This is a genomic window from Rhodoferax sp. (genome assembly GCF_012927445.1).
Lineage (GTDB): Bacteria > Pseudomonadota > Gammaproteobacteria > Burkholderiales > Burkholderiaceae_C > Rhodoferax.
In genome coordinates, this window is sequence record NZ_JABBPD010000004.1 from 206,283 (window position 1) to 222,396 (window position 16,114).

18 protein-coding genes and 3 tRNA genes are annotated in these 16,114 nt (G+C 58.3%); 6 read left to right on the plus strand and 15 right to left on the minus strand.

All coding sequences use genetic code 11. From position 1 onward, the window contains the following. Nucleotides 1–25: 25 nt before the first annotated feature. From HHJ17_RS06440 to folC, 10 genes are all read right to left on the minus strand, one after another. Complete coding sequence (locus HHJ17_RS06440) at nucleotides 26–337, minus strand: hypothetical protein (RefSeq protein ID WP_296505291.1); 312 nt, start codon at nucleotides 335–337, stop codon at nucleotides 26–28. Nucleotides 338–734: 397 nt separating this feature from the next. Continuing rightward, nucleotides 735–811, minus strand: a tRNA-Asp gene (locus HHJ17_RS06445). Between the two features lie 69 nt (nucleotides 812–880). Continuing rightward, nucleotides 881–956 (minus strand) — tRNA-Glu (locus tag HHJ17_RS06450). A gap of 58 nt (nucleotides 957–1,014) precedes the next feature. Then, nucleotides 1,015–1,090 (minus strand) — tRNA-Ala (locus HHJ17_RS06455). Between the two features lie 63 nt (nucleotides 1,091–1,153). Then, nucleotides 1,154–2,542: a glutamate--tRNA ligase gene (gene gltX, locus HHJ17_RS06460; protein WP_296503033.1), complete on the minus strand. Its 1,389-nt coding sequence runs from the start codon at nucleotides 2,540–2,542 to the stop codon at nucleotides 1,154–1,156. Next, nucleotides 2,539–3,762, minus strand: coding sequence for an O-succinylhomoserine sulfhydrylase (locus HHJ17_RS06465; RefSeq protein ID WP_296505293.1), 1,224 nt, complete (start codon nucleotides 3,760–3,762; stop codon nucleotides 2,539–2,541). The genes gltX and HHJ17_RS06465 overlap by 4 nt, the downstream gene beginning before the upstream one ends. A 2-nt stretch (nucleotides 3,763–3,764) precedes the next feature. Continuing rightward, entirely contained in the window at nucleotides 3,765–5,267 is a 1,503-nt protein-coding gene (gene purF, locus HHJ17_RS06470; protein WP_296503026.1) for an amidophosphoribosyltransferase, read from the minus strand. 49 nt (nucleotides 5,268–5,316) lie between these two features. Further along, complete coding sequence (locus HHJ17_RS06475) at nucleotides 5,317–5,805, minus strand: CvpA family protein (protein WP_296503022.1); 489 nt, start codon at nucleotides 5,803–5,805, stop codon at nucleotides 5,317–5,319. Nucleotides 5,806–5,821: 16 nt separating this feature from the next. After that, the gene (locus HHJ17_RS06480) at nucleotides 5,822–6,604 is read right to left on the minus strand and encodes an SPOR domain-containing protein (RefSeq protein ID WP_296505294.1); all 783 of its coding nucleotides are present in this window, start codon (nucleotides 6,602–6,604) and stop codon (nucleotides 5,822–5,824) included. Nucleotides 6,605–6,623: 19 nt separating this feature from the next. Continuing rightward, on the minus strand, nucleotides 6,624–7,940 hold the full coding sequence (gene folC / locus HHJ17_RS06485; protein ID WP_296505297.1) for a bifunctional tetrahydrofolate synthase/dihydrofolate synthase: 1,317 nt from the start codon (nucleotides 7,938–7,940) through the stop codon (nucleotides 6,624–6,626). Nucleotides 7,941–7,979: 39 nt separating this feature from the next. Here folC and HHJ17_RS06490 point away from each other — a divergent pair, with 39 nt between their 5' ends. From HHJ17_RS06490 to argG, 3 genes are all read left to right on the plus strand, one after another. Beyond that, nucleotides 7,980–8,363 carry an ArsC family reductase gene (locus HHJ17_RS06490; protein WP_296505752.1) on the plus strand — a complete coding sequence of 128 codons (384 nt, stop codon included), beginning with the start codon at nucleotides 7,980–7,982 and terminating at the stop codon, nucleotides 8,361–8,363. Nucleotides 8,364–8,604: 241 nt separating this feature from the next. Beyond that, nucleotides 8,605–8,922 (plus strand): pyrimidine/purine nucleoside phosphorylase, encoded by a 318-nt coding sequence (locus HHJ17_RS06495; RefSeq protein WP_296505299.1) that lies wholly within the window; start codon nucleotides 8,605–8,607, stop codon nucleotides 8,920–8,922. Nucleotides 8,923–8,991: 69 nt separating this feature from the next. Next, the gene (gene argG / locus HHJ17_RS06500; protein ID WP_296505301.1) at nucleotides 8,992–10,335 is read left to right on the plus strand and encodes an argininosuccinate synthase; all 1,344 of its coding nucleotides are present in this window, start codon (nucleotides 8,992–8,994) and stop codon (nucleotides 10,333–10,335) included. 17 nt (nucleotides 10,336–10,352) lie between these two features. Here the strand turns inward: argG and HHJ17_RS06505 are convergent, their stop codons facing one another. Both HHJ17_RS06505 and murB read right to left on the minus strand, forming a co-directional pair. Beyond that, nucleotides 10,353–11,366, minus strand: a complete 1,014-nt coding sequence (locus HHJ17_RS06505; RefSeq protein ID WP_296505303.1) for a complex I NDUFA9 subunit family protein — start codon at nucleotides 11,364–11,366, stop codon at nucleotides 10,353–10,355. 78 nt (nucleotides 11,367–11,444) lie between these two features. Continuing rightward, the gene (murB, locus tag HHJ17_RS06510; protein ID WP_296505753.1) at nucleotides 11,445–12,524 is read right to left on the minus strand and encodes a UDP-N-acetylmuramate dehydrogenase; all 1,080 of its coding nucleotides are present in this window, start codon (nucleotides 12,522–12,524) and stop codon (nucleotides 11,445–11,447) included. Between the two features lie 120 nt (nucleotides 12,525–12,644). On the opposite strand from murB, the gene HHJ17_RS06515 reads away from it, so the two are divergent. Genes HHJ17_RS06515 through HHJ17_RS06525 form a run of 3 tightly spaced genes read left to right on the plus strand, consistent with a single transcriptional unit; the run spans nucleotide 12,645 to nucleotide 14,755 of the window. Continuing rightward, nucleotides 12,645–13,130, plus strand: coding sequence for a YajQ family cyclic di-GMP-binding protein (locus HHJ17_RS06515; RefSeq protein ID WP_296503001.1), 486 nt, complete (start codon nucleotides 12,645–12,647; stop codon nucleotides 13,128–13,130). Next, nucleotides 13,130–13,786 carry a TIGR02281 family clan AA aspartic protease gene (locus tag HHJ17_RS06520; protein ID WP_296502999.1) on the plus strand — a complete coding sequence of 219 codons (657 nt, stop codon included), beginning with the start codon at nucleotides 13,130–13,132 and terminating at the stop codon, nucleotides 13,784–13,786. Before HHJ17_RS06515 ends, HHJ17_RS06520 begins: the two co-directional genes overlap by 1 nt. Before the next feature lie 9 nt (nucleotides 13,787–13,795). Beyond that, a complete protein-coding gene (locus HHJ17_RS06525) occupies nucleotides 13,796–14,755 on the plus strand; it encodes an HD domain-containing phosphohydrolase (RefSeq protein ID WP_296502996.1) in 960 nt (319 codons plus the stop codon). A gap of 96 nt (nucleotides 14,756–14,851) precedes the next feature. On the opposite strand, the gene HHJ17_RS06530 is transcribed toward HHJ17_RS06525, so the two are convergent. The 3 genes from HHJ17_RS06530 to HHJ17_RS06540 all read right to left on the minus strand — a co-directional run bounded on the left by HHJ17_RS06530 (nucleotide 14,852) and on the right by HHJ17_RS06540 (nucleotide 16,114). After that, nucleotides 14,852–15,685 (minus strand): DUF3883 domain-containing protein, encoded by an 834-nt coding sequence (locus tag HHJ17_RS06530; protein ID WP_296505307.1) that lies wholly within the window; start codon nucleotides 15,683–15,685, stop codon nucleotides 14,852–14,854. 68 nt (nucleotides 15,686–15,753) lie between these two features. After that, nucleotides 15,754–15,957 carry a hypothetical protein gene (locus HHJ17_RS06535; protein ID WP_296499723.1) on the minus strand — a complete coding sequence of 68 codons (204 nt, stop codon included), beginning with the start codon at nucleotides 15,955–15,957 and terminating at the stop codon, nucleotides 15,754–15,756. A 4-nt stretch (nucleotides 15,958–15,961) separates the two neighbouring features. Further along, nucleotides 15,962–16,114: a hypothetical protein gene (locus HHJ17_RS06540; RefSeq protein ID WP_296499721.1), complete on the minus strand. Its 153-nt coding sequence runs from the start codon at nucleotides 16,112–16,114 to the stop codon at nucleotides 15,962–15,964.

A 16,114-nucleotide genomic window follows, 5' to 3' on the forward strand; every position in this document is an offset into this window, starting at 1 on the left:
GCGACCAAGACCGCTTGCGACATCCCTACTCTTCAAGTCGGGGCGGCGACTGTCCCTCTGCAGGCTCTCCCGTTTCAGGATCGATCCAGCCAGCGATGCCAATTTCATCTTCAGCCTCTTGAAGCGTTTCACCTGGCTCTGGCGCCTGTTCATCGACAGCCCCCATATCGGCCATGGCCATTTCTAAACTTTCGAACGGCCCAAACTCCTGTTTACCGTCTGGCGCCTGCCAGTAATACCCATCTGGGCGCAGCATGATCTTCTCAACAAGACTGTCCGTGATCGATTCAGCTTCCTGCAGCCTTTTGGCGGCACTTGTCACTTGAACTTTACGCATCGTCATGTCCTTCTGTATTCAAATAAGATTCAATTAAATAAGACTACGCTCTACGGAAAATGCCCCTTTGACAAGGGTCAAGCTTGAGCTTTTCGCCACACTCTCTATTTCCAACACAAATCAGTTCTGGAGGCGATGAACGCATCAACTGCAGGTGGAACAAGTTTGACACAAAAGTGGAAAGTGATGTTTTCACTTTGGCGAAATATCGTTTGATTTAGCCGCTGCAATTATTTCAACAGGGTTTCAAGGCGAGCGAGTCAGAATGGAGCGCTTGAAAGTACGAAGGCAGCCACATTTGGCATCCATTCGGAATGATCAAGGAAACAATAACAGGCGCAGATGAAAATGAAAAAGCCGCTATAAATAAAATATTTATAGCGGCTTTCCATATTACTGGCGGAGCGGACGGGACTCGAACCCGCGACCCCCGGCGTGACAGGCCGGTATTCTAACCAACTGAACTACCACTCCTGGTAGGCAACGTTCACTCTTGCGAGCCAAGTGTTACCAACTTGCGCTTTACTCATCTCATGATGAACTTGGCGACCCCACGGGGATTCGAACCCCGGTACCTACCGTGAAAGGGTAGTGTCCTAGGCCTCTAGACGATGGGGTCATAACCTTTGGACTTCCGTCTCAACACGTAAATCTTTTCAGACTCACTTCAGAAATATTGGTGGAGGTAAGCAGGATCGAACTGCTGACCTCTTGCATGCCATGCAAGCGCTCTCCCAGCTGAGCTATACCCCCTAAACCACCGAATTCTTTTTCAAGTATTCGTTACTTCCAAGCCTCAAATTATAGCGTTAAAAATCATGCTGTTTGCAAACGCGCCAATACTTTTTCTCTTTCACTCAATTCAAGCACTGAATCCAGCGATGGCGTCTGGGTTGTGCCCATGACCAACACCCGCACGGGCATGGCGAGTTGCGGCATTTTGATGCTGCAGGCGGCCAGCACTTCCTTGATGGTTGCCGCAATCGTTGGCTTGTCCCAAGTACAGGTCGTCAGCTTTTCAAGCAGCAAATTAAGCGCCGGTTTAATTGCGTCGGTGACATGCTTCTCAACTTCCTCTGGGTTGGGTGAGATGTCTGCATAAAACGCAGCAGCCCAGTCAGCCAGAATCACCGTGGTGTCACAACGGTCCTTGAACAGGCCACAGATACGTGGCAAACGCTCGTCTGCCACGATCTCGCGCTTTTGCAGCAGCGGAAGCACCAGCATGGCCAAGGCATCGTCATTCATGGCCTTGAGGTGTTGCGCATTCACCCAACGCAACTTGGCTTCGTCAAACTGACCGGCGCTGCGGCCCAAATGATCCAGGTTGAACCATTGCAAAAATTGCTCACGGCTAAAAATTTCATCATCGCCATGGCTCCAGCCCAGGCGCGCAAGATAGTTGACCATGGCGTCAGGCAGATAGCCTTCATCACGGAATTGGGTCACCGGCTTGGCACCGCTGCGTTTGCTCATCTTTTCGCCCTGCTCATTGAGCACCGTGGGCAGATGAGCATACACCGGCGGCACTTTACCCAAAGCAAGAAAGATATTGATCTGGCGCGGCGTGTTGTTGACGTGGTCGTCGCCACGAATCACGTGGGTAATCGCCATGTCAAGATCATCCACCACCACGCAAAAGTTGTAAGTGGGCGTGCCGTCGGGTCGGGCAATCACCAGGTCGTCGAGCTCGTCGTTGCTGATCTCGATGCGGCCCTTGACCTTGTCCTCCCACACCACCGAGCCACCCTGCGGGTTTTTGAAACGCAGCACCGGCTTCACACCTTCAGGAATGGCGGGCAAGGTCTTGCCCGGAGCTGGGCGCCAGGTACCGTCGTAGCGCGGCTTTTCTTTGGCAGCCATCTGGCTCTCACGCAGTGCGTCGAGCTCGGCCACACTCATGTAGCAGGGATACACATGCCCTGCCGCCACCAACTCACCCAGCACGGCCTTATAGCGATCCATGCGCTGCATTTGGTAGAACGGGCCTTCGTCGTAGTCCAGACCCAGCCAGGACATGCTCTCAATAATCACATCCACGGCGGCCTGCGTGGAGCGCTCCACGTCGGTATCTTCAATGCGCAGAATGAATTCACCCCCGGTAGCGCGGGCAAAAGCCCACGGGTACAAGGCCGAGCGGATGTTGCCAAGGTGAATAAAGCCGGTAGGTGACGGCGCAAATCGGGTGCGAATTTTTTGTGTCATGTCAGGGTATCCAGGCCACGCGCAAGGTCAGCCTTCAGGTCTTCAATGTTTTCCAACCCAACGGCGACGCGAATCAGGCCCTGGCCGATGCCGGCGGCCTGGCGTTGTGCTTCGGTGATGCGCCCATGCGAGGTGCTGGCGGGATGGGTAATGGTGGTTTTGGTGTCGCCCAGATTGGAGGTGATGGAACACACCTGCGTGCTGTCAATGACGTGAAATGCATTTTTGCGCGCGACGACGGGATCAGCCGGGTCGCCCGCCTTGACGTCAAACGACACCACGGCACCACCGACACCGGACTGCTGCTGCATCGCCAGCGCGTGCTGTGGATGCGACTGCAAGCCCGGGTAATAGACCCGACCTACCTGGGGCTGCGCTTCCAGCCAGGTGGCCAGCGCCAATGCGTTGTCGCTCTGCGCTCTCATCCGGATCGACAGAGTTTCCATGCCTTTGAGCACCACCCAGGCGTTGAAGGCCGACAGCGTCAGCCCGCAGCTGCGCATCACCGGCATGAACTTTTCGTCAATCAGCTTTTTGGTACTGCACAGCGCACCGGCAATCACCCGTCCCTGACCATCCAGGTACTTGGTCCCCGAATGGATCACGATATCCGCCCCCAGTTTGACCGGTTGCTGCAAGGCAGGTGAGCAAAAACAGTTGTCAACCGCCAGCAAGGCCCCGGCCGCGTGTGCCACGTCGGCCAGCGCCTGAATATCACAGACCTCGGTCAGCGGGTTGGTGGGTGTCTCGGCAAACAGCAGACGCGTGTTGGGCTGAACCGCCGCCTGCCATTGGGCCACGTCGGTTTGCGACACAAAGGTGCTCTGCACCCCAAACTTGCCGAACTCGCCGGCCAGCAGACGGATGGTGGAACCAAACACGCTTTGCGAGCAGATGACATGATCTCCCGCCTTCAACAAGCCCATGCACATCAGCATGATGGCCGCCATGCCGCTGGACGTGCCGATGCAGGCCTCGGTGCCCTCCAGCTTTGCCAGCCGCTGCTCCATGCTGGTCACGGTGGGGTTGCTGAAACGCGAATAGGTGTAGCCCTCTTCCTCACCGGCGAAGCGGCGCGCGGCGGTCGCGGCATCGGGCTGGATGAAGCTGCTGGTCAGATACAGGGCCTCGGAGTTTTCGCCATACTGGCTTTTATCCACGGCGGTGCGAACGGCCAGCGTGTCCAGATGCAAATGGTCGGGCAATTGCTTTTTAGTCATGCTCAGTCCGCGTGATTCGGGAGTGCCAGGCGGGAGTTGTCTTCAGCACCTTCATCACCCCCCACCCGATGGGTGTTCAGCCGGGTAATGTCATCCGCCGTGATGTCGCCGGTGCAATAGACACCGTCAAAGCACGAGGCATCAAAGCCCTTAATGTTGGGGTTCAGCGAGCCGATGGCCTTTTTCATGCCGTCCACGTCCTGGTAAATCAGCGCATCGCAGCCAATGATCTGCCGGATCTGCTCCACCGTCCGGTTGTGCGCCACCAGTTCATCCGGGGTCGGCATGTCGATGCCATAAACATTGGGATACCGCACGGGCGGCGCGGCACTGGCCATGTAAACCTTGCGCGCACCGGCGTCGCGTGCCATTTGCACGATTTCGCGGCTGGTGGTGCCGCGCACGATCGAGTCATCCACCAGCAGCACATTGCGGCCCTTGAATTCGCTGGCAATCACATTGAGCTTCTGACGCACTGATTTCTTGCGCACCGATTGCCCCGGCATGATGAAGGTGCGCCCCACGTAGCGGTTCTTCACAAAACCCTCGCGATACGGCAGCCCCAGCAAATGCGCCAGCTGGGCGGCACTCGGACGGCTGGACTCGGGGATCGGGATCACCACATCAATCTCGTTCGGCGGCACAGTGGAGATCACGCGCTTGGCCAGTGATTCACCCAGATTCATGCGGGCCTGATAGACCGAAATGCCGTCCATCACCGAGTCCGGGCGCGCCAGATAAACATACTCAAAGATGCAAGGGCTCAGCACCGGATGATCCGAGCACTGCTGCGCATGCACCTGGCCCTGCAGGTCAACGAAGACCGCCTCGCCCGGGGCGATATCGCGTTCAAACTTGTGCGACGTTCCTTCCAGCGCCACGGATTCGCTGGCCAGCATCACGGTGCCGTCCTCGCTACGCCCCATGCACAAAGGGCGAATGCCAAACGGATCGCGGAAGGCCAGCACGCCATGACCGGCGATCATCGCAATCACCGCGTAGGAACCCTTGATGCGGCGATGCACCCGGCGCACCGCCTCGAATACATCGCGCGGCAGCAACGGCATGCCACGCGTCGTCTCGCCAATTTCATGCGCCAACACATTGAGCAAGACCTCGGAGTCGCTGTCGGTATTGATATGGCGGTGGTCGGTGCCAAAGAGCTCCGTTTTCAGGGCATGTGCGTTGGTCAGGTTGCCGTTGTGCACCAGCACGATGCCAAACGGCGCATTCACGTAAAACGGCTGCGCCTCTTCCTCGCTAAAGGCATTGCCGGCCGTCGGGTAACGCACCTGACCCAGCCCGCTGTTGCCCGGCAGCGAGCGCATGTTGCGGGTGCGAAACACATCGCGCACCATGCCCTTGGCCTTTTGCATGAAGAACTTGCGCTCTTGCTGCGTCACGATACCGGCCGCATCCTGTCCGCGGTGCTGCAGCAGCAGCAAGGCGTCATAAATAAGTTGATTGACTGGTGCGTTGCTGACAACGCCTACGATTCCACACATATTTTTTCCGATCAGTTGCGAACAGCGCTACGCCCTGCCCCACACAGCCTCATGAAGGCAAATATTTACCAAACTCCAGCGGCAACACCGGCTTCAACCCTTTGAGCGCTGCTTGTGACAAGCCGGCCCCCAAAGACTCCTGCCACCAGTCGCTCGACTTGAACGCAGTCATGTCGATCACCACCGTTGCCGCCAATAACAAAACCACACCGCGAACCAAGCCAAAAGCGGCGCCCAACGCCCGATCCGCCGGCTGCAAACCGACTGCAGCAAAAAACACTTGAACAAGTTTTGCCAGCAGACTGCCCGCAAACACCGATGCAACAAACACCAGCACAAAGGCGGCCGCGTAACGAACCGACTCGCCCGACCCGGACATGGGCAGTTTCTGCGCGACGTCCGGCGCCAGCCACTGCGCCAGAATGAACGCCGCAATCCAGCTCACCACCGACAACACCTCATAAATCAGCCCCCGCCAGGCGCCTAACGCCAGCGAGGCAAGCAATACCCCAACAAAAATCCAGTCCAGTGCAGGCATCGGTTTGAGGGTGCCTTTACAAGGTGAGTACGGAGGCCGGCAAATCAAGCTTTTTGATCTTTTGCGCCGCCTTGTCCGCTTCCGCCTTGTCGGCAAAGGGGCCGACCCGCACCCGAATCCGGCTGCCGTCCTTGGTCTCGGCGACTTGGGTGTAGGTTTTCAGGCCGGCGTGCTCCAGCTTCAGCCGCGCCTCACGCGCCCGGGCAACATCCGAAAACGCGCCCACTTGCACCACAAACCGGCCTGCGCTGGCGTCCGCCTTCTTTGTCGGTTCCTTGCCGTCCAGCAGCGCCTGGGCCTTGCTGCTGTCGTCCGCCTTGGCCACCGGTTTCACTGCCGGTGCAGGCTTCTCGGCCGGCTTGTCGATTGCCTTAACAACAGGTTTCTCAGTCACTTTCGGCTCTGCTTTAGCTATTACTTTAGGGGCTTCCGGTGCAGCAGCGACGGAAGCTTCAGTCACTATTTCTTCTTTTTTAGACAAGGCCGCAGCGGCAGGAACCGGAGCCGCAGGAAGCACCGGCGCAACCGACTCGGGTTTGACGGCCTCCATCGCCGCCGGAGCGGGGATGCTGAGCGGTTTGACTTTGTTTTTGTCCGGAATTTCAATCGGCAAATCAACTGAAATGGGCCGTGGCTGCTTGTCAAACAACAGCGGGAAGCCGATCACGCCAACCAGCACCAGCACGGCAGCACCAATCAGGCGGTATTTGGCCCGCTTTCGCATCGCCTCGACACTCTCGGGCTGAACAGGCGTGGCCGACTGCTCGTCGCCACTTTTTCGGAACTTGAAAAAGGCCATGTTGTGGGGGCTCAGGAGTTCAAATATTGGGCATGTGTTTGGCGTGAAGACGGGGCAAACCGTCCTTCAAAATGCCGCCCACGGTGTAGAACGACCCAAAGACGACGATTCTATCAGTGGGGTCGGCAGCGTTAATGGCCGCCTGCAGGGCTTGCTGAGGGTCTGGGTAGGCGCAGGCCGTGGCCTCTTTTCGCTTGTTTTGCGCTTGCCACTTGACCAGCAGACCGTCCGCCGACTCGGCCCGGGGCGTCGGCAGATCAGTGAAATACCACTTGTCAATCAAGGGGTTGATCTTGACCAGCATGGCGGCCAGATCTTTGTCGGCCATGGCCCCAAACACCGCGTGCGTGGTCGGAAAGTAGCTCATGGCATCCAGATTGGCCGTCAGCGCCGCCACCGAATGCGGGTTGTGCGCCACATCCAGCACCAAAGTGGGCTCGCCCGGAATAATTTGAAACCGACCCGGCAACTCGACAAAGGCCAGCCCGTTGCGCACCGCCTGGGCCGTGATCGGCAGGCGATCGCGCAAGGCGGCCAAAGTCGCCAGCACCCCAGCCGCATTGACCAGCTGGTTGGCGCCGCGCAGCGCTGGATAAGCCAAACCGCTGTAACGCCGACCGCGCCCGGCCCAGCCCCATTGCTGCTTGTCGCCCGACACATTGAAGTCAACGCCAAAGCGCCAGAGGTCAGCACCCACTTCCAGCGCACGGTCGAGCACACTTTGCGGCGGCATCGGATCACTCACCACCACCGGCCGCCCGGTGCGCATGATGCCGGCCTTCTCATAACCAATGCTTTCGCGGTCGGCGCCCAGAAACTCCATGTGGTCCAGATCAACGCTGGTGATCACGGCGCAGTCAGGCTCGATGATGTTGACGGCATCAAGCCGGCCGCCCAGTCCCACTTCCAGGATCACCACGTCCAGCTTGGAATGCGCCATCACATCCAGGATGGCCAACGTGGAGAACTCGAAGTAAGTTAATGAGATTTCAGCCTCATTAAGGCCTCTAGCCCTCTCTACACCTGCGAAGGAAGCTACTAATTTAGTAGCATCTACCGACTCGCCGTTGAGCCGCAGGCGCTCTTCAAAACGCACCAGATGCGGCGAGGTATAGACCCCGGTGCGGTAGCCGGCCTGCAGCAGAATGGCTTCCAGCATGGCGCAGGTCGAGCCCTTGCCATTGGTGCCCGCCACGGTGATGACCGGGCAGTCGAAGCGAATTTGCATGCGCTCGGCCACGGTACGGACCCGTTCCAGGCCCATGTCGATGTTTTTGGGATGCAATTGCTCGCAGTGGGCGAGCCAGTCAGACAATGTGTTTAGAGGGGTTTTCATACGACTGCAGATTGTCGCCCACCTTGGGCCGGTAGCATGATGCAGGGCATGAACAGCCCCACTACAGCCTCCCATGTGACCGTCTTCGGCATCCCCAACTGCGACACCGTGAAGAAAGCGCGTAGCTGGCTGACCGAGCACGGTGTGGCCTTTGTGTTTCACGACTTCAAGAAACTCGGTGTCCCCGCTGAACTGCTGCCCGGCTGGCTGGCCGCCGTCGGCTGGGAAAAGCTGGTGAACCGCAAAGGCACCACCTGGCGCCAGCTCGACGACGCCACCCGCGCCGCTGTCGTGGATGCCGCGACTGCCAGCGCCTTGATGCTGGCGAACCCCAGCGTCATCAAGCGCCCGGTGGTGGTGTGGGGTGATGGCCGCTTAACGGTTGGCTTTGATGTCACTCAATGGCTTGGGTTCATACCGTAGTCGTCACGTGTTCTGCGAAGACGCGACAAGCGACACCCGGACGCTGAAGCCTCATGCGCTTCGCTTTTTGAAATCGGCTTCATCGTCCGGGTATCACTTGCCGCTTAACGCTTGCCTGTGACGGTAGTGCGGCGAGTCAGGCCTGGATGTCGGGGGCGATTTCAAAAAGCGAAGCGTATGAGCCCCCGGCATCCAGGCCTGGCTCGCTGCACGGGTTAAGAGCCCGATTAAAATGACCCACATGATTACATCCACACTAGACGGCGTGTCCGTCAGCACCCAGGCCAGCGTTTACTTTGATGGCAAATGCGTCAGCCACGGCGTCACGTTCCCCGATGGCACGAAAAAATCGGTCGGCGTGATCCTGCCCGCGACGCTGACCTTCAACACCGGCGCACCGGAAATCATGGAATGCGTGGCAGGCTCCTGCGAATACAAGTTGGCAGGCTCTGACGCTTGGGTGACCTCGGCGCCCGGCGAGAAATTCAGCATCCCGGGCAATTCCAAGTTCGAGATTCGCGTGCTTGATGCTTACCACTACATCTGTCACTTCGGCTAAACCGCTCCCGTTTCGCTCCGTTTTTTATAGCTGCTCACGCATAGCCTGCGGGGGCTAGAGGCCAATTTAATGTCAAATACTATCCTGCAAAACACTCCCGTCGGCCAAAAAGTCGGCATCGCCTTCTCCGGTGGCCTCGACACCAGCGCTGCCCTGCACTGGATGAAACTCAAAGGCGCCATTCCCTACGCCTACACCGCCAACCTGGGCCAGCCCGACGAGACCGATTACGACGAAATTCCGCGCAAGGCGATGGAATACGGCGCTGAAGCTGCCCGCCTGATCGACTGCCGCAGCCAATTGGCAGCCGAAGGTCTGGCGGCGTTGCAAAGCGCGGCTTTTCATATCTCCACCGGTGGCGTGACTTACTTCAACACCACGCCGATCGGCCGCGCTGTCACCGGCACCATGCTGGTGGCGGCGATGAAGGAAGACGACGTCAACATCTGGGGCGACGGCAGCACCTTCAAGGGCAACGACATTGAGCGTTTTTACCGCTACGGCCTGCTCACCAACCCATCGCTGAAGATTTACAAGCCCTGGCTGGATCAGGCTTTCATCGACGAACTTGGTGGCCGCGCTGAGATGTCGGCGTTCATGACGCAGCACGGTTTTGGCTACAAGATGTCGGCCGAAAAAGCCTACTCCACCGACTCCAACATGCTGGGTGCCACGCACGAAGCGAAAGACCTGGAACTGCTCTCCAGCGGCATGAAGATCGTCAACCCGATCATGGGCGTGGCGTTCTGGAAAGAAGACGTTGTCGTCAAACATGAAGAAGTCACGGTGCGCTTTGAAGAAGGCCGCCCGGTCGCCCTCAACGGCGTCGAATACCCGGACCTGGTCAGCCTGATTCTGGAAGCCAACCGCATCGGCGGTCGCCACGGCTTCGGCATGAGTGACCAGATCGAGAACCGCATCATTGAAGCCAAGAGCCGCGGCATTTACGAAGCGCCGGGACTGGCCCTGCTGTTTGCCTGCTACGAGCGCCTGGTCACCGGCATCCACAACGAAGACACCATCGAGCAGTACCGTGACAACGGCCGCAAACTCGGTCGTCTGTTGTACCAGGGCCGCTGGTTCGACCCGCAAGCCATCATGCTGCGCGAAACCGCGCAACGCTGGGTGGCACGCGCCGTCACCGGCTCGGTGACGCTGGAGCTGCGTCGCGGTAACGACTACTCGATTCTGAACACCGAGTCGGCCAACCTGACCTACGCCCCGGAGCGCCTGAGCATGGAAAAAGTGGACGACGCACCGTTCTCGCCACTGGACCGCATCGGCCAACTGACCATGCGCAACCTGGACATTGTGGACACCCGCGCCAAGCTGGGCATCTATGCGCAGACCGGCCTGCTGTCACTGGGCGAAGGCGGCGATTTCCTCAACCTGAGCAACGACAGCGGCAAGTAACGCCGATGAATAGCCGATTAATGGTGGGAGTGCTGGCGAATACCCAGCAAACCGTGGTCCGGCCGATCTTGCGTGAGATAGTCCCGTGCAATGGGTTTGAGGGCCGCGGGCGTAATGCCCAGCGATTGCAAGCCCGGTAACGTGCCACTGGCCACGTTATCGCGCTGCATGGAGGCGAGGTTGTCGCGGCTCATCAGGGGCTGGCCCGGCGCCAGTTCCATCAGCATCGCCTGCAGGCGACCGAGCCAGTCGGGCAGCGCAATCACCGGACGGCCGCGCCCTTCGCGGATGCCGCTTAAGCGCGCAGACAGTTGCACCAGTTCCTTCAACGTAAAGACATCCGGCCCGCAGGCCTCAATGATCCGCGGCGCATGGGCAGTTGCCGTGCCAACCCGTTCCAGGCTGCGCACTACCGCGGTCGCCACATCCTCAACCCACACCGGCTGAAAGCGGGCATGCGCCCCCGCCAGCGGCATGATTGGGAACACTTTTTGCAGTTTGGCAAACAAATTGAGAAACTTGTCTTCGGCGCCAAACATCACACTCGGCCGCAGAATGGTGAGGTCAAACCCAGCCTGTGCTGCGCTACCAGCGCCTGCGCCCATCGCCGCCTGTATCAGTACCGCCTCACCCTGCCCTTTGCTGCGCAGGTACATCGAGGGTGCCGACTGAGGTTGCAGGGCATCGGCACCCAAGGCACTGATGTGAACGAGTTTTTTAACGCGACCCGCGATGCAGGCCCGCGCCAGTTTCTGCGGCAAAGCCACATGCACTTTGTCAAACGCCGCCTGGTTGCCATGCAGGATGGCAATCAAATTCACCACCGCGTCATGGCCGGCGACGGCGCGGGTCAGCGCCGCCTCGTCATGCACATCAAGCTCCAGCACATCCAGAAACGGATAGATCAACAAATTTCGGGCATTGGCTTCGTGCCGGGTGGGCACGGTGACATGGCGTTCCTTGCGCACGAGTTTTTCGCACACATGGGTGCCGACAAAACCAGAACCGCCTAAAACCAAAATTCGTTCCATGTTTCCAATCTAGCGGCTTTTTCAGCCGGAATCCTGCAAATTATCAACAACCTGGACGAAGCAAAGACGCTGGCCGCGTCAAACCACCACCGGCTCCGCTTCCAGCATGATGCCAAAGCGCTCGTACACGCTGGTTTGTATCGCGCGGGCCAGGGTCATGACCTCGCCCCCGGTCGCGCTGTTGCTATCAGTGCCGTCACCGCGATTGACCAGAATCAACGCCTGCTTTTCATAGACACCGGCGTGGCCGACCGACTTGCCGCGCCAGCCGCAGGAGTCAATCAGCCAGCCCGCTGCCAGCTTGACCGAACCATCGGCCAGGCGGTAGTGCACCACCTTGGGATCGCGGGCAATGATGTCGGCGCACTGCTCCAGCGTCACCGTCGGGTTCTTGAAGAAACTGCCGGCGTTGCCAATCACCTGCGGGTCCGGCAGCTTGGCGCGGCGAATCTCGCAGACCCAGTCAAACATCTGCTGCGCCGTCGGGCGGGTGCAGTGGTGCTCGGCCATTTTCTTGTCGATGTCAGCGTAGCCCAGCACCGGCTTCCAGGCCTTGGGCAGGCTGAAGCGCACGCGCAAAATCAGCGCACGGTCTTTCAGACCCACCACCTGATGCCCGTCAGCGCTTGCCGGACCCGTGCTGCCGCCATGCTTGAACACTGAATCGCGGTAGCCAAACGCGCATTGCGCGGCATTGAGGGTAAAGACCTGCCCAGTCTGCAGGTCCACCGCATCCAGCGCCTCAAAGCGGTCTTGCAACTCCACGCCATACGCACCGATGTTTTGCACCGGCGAGGCGCCGACGGTGCCCGGGATCAGCGCCATGTTTTCCAGTCCGGGATAGCCTTGCGCCAGCGTCCAGGCCACGAAGTCGTGCCAGCTTTCTCCGGCACCCGCCTCCACAATGAAGGCCTTGGCGGTCTCCAGCACCAGCCGCCGGCCCATGATCTCTACCTTCAGCACCACCGGTTTGACATCGCCCGTGAACACAATGTTGCTGCCGCCGCCAAGCACGAACTTCGGCTCCACGCCCCACTCGGGGTGTTTGAGCAGCGCGTGCACATCTGATTCGCTGGCAATGCGCACCAACGTATGAGCCTTGGCCACGATGTGGAAGGTATTAAAAGCCTGAAGGGGGACGTTTTTCTCGACTAACATCATGGGATTGTCGCATTGGGGCCGGGAGCCCCAGGCAGGTCAGGTCGGTCATGGCCTGGTTGTTTAACTCGCGCACTGCCCGGGACCGATACGGGTCGCGCACAACTCACTTACCCCAAAATGCCTTCATTTGACACAGTTTGCGACGCCAAGATGGTGGACGTAAAACACGCGGTGGAAAACACCACCAAAGAAATCACCACTCGCTTTGACTTCAAAGGTACACCGGCCTCGATTGAACTCAAGGACAAGGAAATCACCGTGATCGGTGATGCTGAATTTCAGCTGACCCAGATTGAGGACATCCTGCGCAACAAGCTGACCAAACGCGATGTGGACGTGCGCTTTCTGGACATGGGCGATGTTCAAAAAATAGGTGGCGACAAGGTCAAGCGCGTCATCAAGGTTCGCAGCGGCATTGAGACTGAAGTCGCCAAAAAAATCCAGCGCCTGCTGAAAGACAGCAAGATCAAAGTCCAAGGCGCTATTCAAGAAGAAAAAGTACGGGTCACCGGCGCTAAGCGCGATGACTTGCAAGCCGCCATGGCCTTGATCAAAAAAGAAATGACCGATATTCCCCTGACCTTTGACAACTTCCGCGATTGATGAAAACCGCCGCCCTGTTGCTCTCGCTGTTAACCCTGGGCTCGGTTGCCGCGGCGCAGACCGTTGCCTTGTCGGGCATGCTGGGAGGCAAGGCGCTGGTGATCGTGGATGGCAGTGCGCCCAAAAGTGTCGCCGTGGGCGAGTCTTATCGGGGCGTCAAAATCGTATCGACCCAGGGTGATCAGGCGGTAATGGAGATTGCCGGCAAGCGGCACACGCTGCGCGTCGGTGAGGCGCCCGCCAGTGTCGGCGGCGCATCGGGCAGTGTCGCGAACAGGGGACCAAGCGGAACCAAAATCGTCTTGAACGCCAGCAGCGGCGGCCACTTTTTTACCCAAGGCCAGATCAATGGCCGGGCCGTGCAACTGGTGGTGGACACCGGCGCCACCATGGTGTCCCTGAGTGTTGGCGATGCCGAACGCGTCGGCCTCAACTACAAGGCCGGCCAAGCCGTGCAGATGAGCACGGCCAATGGCGTCATTCCGGGCTGGCGGCTTAAACTGGCCTCGGTGCGGGTCGGTGATGTGGTGGTGTACGACGTGGACGCCATTGTGTCGTCGGGCGCCATGCCCTATGTACTGCTGGGCAACAGTTTCCTGACGCACTTTCAGATGACGCGAACCAATGACCAGATGGTCCTCGACAAGCGCTATTGAGGCCGCCGCGTGACGATCCAGACTGAAAACGAATACGAAGACTTGCTCGGCCTCTGGTCGGATCTGGAGTCGGGCCTGGGCATCATTCTGGGCAGCCCCGGCAGCATTCAGGAGTTTGAGCAACGCGTCTGGCAATACGACCGCTGGATGAAAGGTCTGCTGACGCGCGACACCGATGTGGGCCTGTATTTGCTGTTTCAGCTGGCCACAAACTCGCCCGTCGGCTACAGCGCCTCCCACGCGCTGGTCTGTGCCGTGCTGTGCCACCTGATTGCCGTGGAGCTGGAGCTACCCCAGACCGAACGCGACAACCTCGTGCATGCGGCCCTGACCATGAATATTGGCATGACCTCCTTGCAAGACCAGTTGGCGGGCCAAATGGAACAGCCTTCCCCATCGCAAAGAGGCGCCATTCAGGCGCACGCCGCCAAAAGCACGCAGATGCTCGTCAACATGGGGGTGAAAGACACCCTGTGGCTCAATACCATTTCTTTGCACCATGACGAAGGCACGGACAAAGGCGAACTGCGAGAAATCGCCCCCGTAAAACGGCTGGCCCGAATTCTGCGCGCAGTGGACCGCTACGCCGCCATGATCAGTCCACGTAAAACACGGGAAGGTCGCAGCGCCACCGACTCGGTGCGCTCCATCATTACCAACACGGTCGAACGCAATGACGAAGTCGGCCACGCACTGGTGCGCGCTGTCGGGCTGTGCCCGCCGGGCACCTATGTGCGGCTCGACAACCTGCAAGTGGCCGTGGTGATGCGCCGCAGCAGCAAACCCAATCACCCCCATGTGGCCATCGTCATCAACGAAGCCGGCTCTCTGATGAACCCGCCCCGCCTGCACCGAACCGCCACCGGCAGCCCCTGTATCAAGTCCGCACTGGCAGCCTCAGCGGTGCGCGAACGCCTCAATCACCACTTGATTTTGCAACTGGATGCGAACGCGGCATTGCAACCGTAAATGCTATTTTTTTTATAGCATATAGCGCTTATAGGACGGGGGCTAGAGGCTTATTTGTTGTAAATTTTTGGGGGTTGACCCAGGTAAAGCCCTGGGTCAACCAAAGCTGGCTCGATAAGACACAGGTTCTAAAACGCAGTGCTGATCAAGCGAACCCGGAACATCAAACAAGCGAGGGGCATTCCTGAACTCGAACAGACGGTAAAGGTGAAACTGATTTTTTGCTCCGTGCGAGAGAGCCAGTTCACTGCGCGAAACAAAAAATGGTGTGTCTCGGCCAAATGTTGTCGTCTTGACCTCAATGAATCGCTCTTTTCCATCGGAGTCATACGATAAAACGTCGTACCCAAGACCATCTCCCTTTGTTTGGGAAACGTGTTCGACTTTGTCGGCAAGCCGTTGTTGACCCAGTTCGATGAGGCGCCAATGTTCAAACAAGGCGACAAACTCTTCACCCGCTAAGCCCAGTGACATGTTGCGGGCTTCGCGCTCAAGGTAATCACGTTTTACGGCTCTGAAAAGTTGCGCAGGCTCGGACTCTCTTGCCCGATGCTGTTTGATCGGTGCATCCGACTTCACTCGGGCAAAGTCAGTTTGAATTGGCACAACTGCTGGTTGTTGGACAGCAGCGAGAGCCACTTGATCCAGCGTTGTTTCTCCGCTGACTTGTTGTTCTGCGACTAGCCCAAGGAGTGCTTGATAGTTGGCACGAGGTTTGTAGCCGCGAATGTAGGGGAACCCTAGATCAATCATCGCCGCGCTGAGGTTTCCATGCTTGAATTCAATTGATCCATCAGATCGTCCATTGAGCTTGGTCTGCAGCCTGCGCCGATGCTCGGTCTTGTTGAAATTCTGGCCAGCAAGTTCCATTGTTAGCATTTGCAAATAGTCAGCAACAATTGCTTCTACTTCTTCGCGTGACCATTCCATCCGATATCCCAAAGTTGATTTTTTTATACTGCGCCCATCTTAGGTTCTATCGTGATGGCGGCACCACGCTACTCCGTGATGATTTGCCTGGCAGTCTGCCGAGTCGTTTGCAGCACAAACTTCTGCAGCCGCAAAGCCAGGGTTTTCGCGCCCGGCGTAAGGTCCGCCAGTACCAAGGCAACAGCGGCATCGAAGACGTCCGGTACTTTATTTGCCATTTCTTTGGCAGTGCCAAGGTCAAAGTCGGGACGAATACGCATCTCTTTGGCCAATCATTTAATGCCAAGCTTGAGGATATGGGTGGACGCAGGCTTTTGCGGATGCCGCAATGAAGTTATGCAACTCGTCTTCAGGCCGCAGGTTTTCAAAGGCGTCTCCCCGCATCGGATTGATATCGCCTTTCGCTTCCCGCTTGGTAATTTTTGACAT

Bases quoted from the DNA above. Each gene is read 5' to 3' on its own strand.
- HHJ17_RS06440 (WP_296505291.1), bottom strand. From the start codon at position 337: ATGCGTAAAGTTCAAGTGACAAGTGCCGCCAAAAGGCTGCAGGAAGCT.
- gltX (WP_296503033.1), bottom strand. From the start codon at position 2,542: ATGACACAAAAAATTCGCACCCGATTTGCGCCGTCACCTACCGGCTTT.
- HHJ17_RS06465 (WP_296505293.1), bottom strand. From the start codon at position 3,762: ATGACTAAAAAGCAATTGCCCGACCATTTGCATCTGGACACGCTGGCC.
- purF (WP_296503026.1), bottom strand. From the start codon at position 5,267: ATGTGTGGAATCGTAGGCGTTGTCAGCAACGCACCAGTCAATCAACTT.
- HHJ17_RS06475 (WP_296503022.1), bottom strand. From the start codon at position 5,805: ATGCCTGCACTGGACTGGATTTTTGTTGGGGTATTGCTTGCCTCGCTG.
- HHJ17_RS06480 (WP_296505294.1), bottom strand. From the start codon at position 6,604: ATGGCCTTTTTCAAGTTCCGAAAAAGTGGCGACGAGCAGTCGGCCACG.
- folC (WP_296505297.1), bottom strand. From the start codon at position 7,940: ATGAAAACCCCTCTAAACACATTGTCTGACTGGCTCGCCCACTGCGAG.
- HHJ17_RS06490 (WP_296505752.1), top strand. From the start codon at position 7,980: ATGCAGGGCATGAACAGCCCCACTACAGCCTCCCATGTGACCGTCTTC.
- HHJ17_RS06495 (WP_296505299.1), top strand. From the start codon at position 8,605: ATGATTACATCCACACTAGACGGCGTGTCCGTCAGCACCCAGGCCAGC.
- argG (WP_296505301.1), top strand. From the start codon at position 8,992: ATGTCAAATACTATCCTGCAAAACACTCCCGTCGGCCAAAAAGTCGGC.
- HHJ17_RS06505 (WP_296505303.1), bottom strand. From the start codon at position 11,366: ATGGAACGAATTTTGGTTTTAGGCGGTTCTGGTTTTGTCGGCACCCAT.
- murB (WP_296505753.1), bottom strand. From the start codon at position 12,524: ATGTTAGTCGAGAAAAACGTCCCCCTTCAGGCTTTTAATACCTTCCAC.
- HHJ17_RS06515 (WP_296503001.1), top strand. From the start codon at position 12,645: ATGCCTTCATTTGACACAGTTTGCGACGCCAAGATGGTGGACGTAAAA.
- HHJ17_RS06520 (WP_296502999.1), top strand. From the start codon at position 13,130: ATGAAAACCGCCGCCCTGTTGCTCTCGCTGTTAACCCTGGGCTCGGTT.
- HHJ17_RS06530 (WP_296505307.1), bottom strand. From the start codon at position 15,685: ATGGAATGGTCACGCGAAGAAGTAGAAGCAATTGTTGCTGACTATTTG.
- HHJ17_RS06540 (WP_296499721.1), bottom strand. From the start codon at position 16,114: ATGTCAAAAATTACCAAGCGGGAAGCGAAAGGCGATATCAATCCGATG.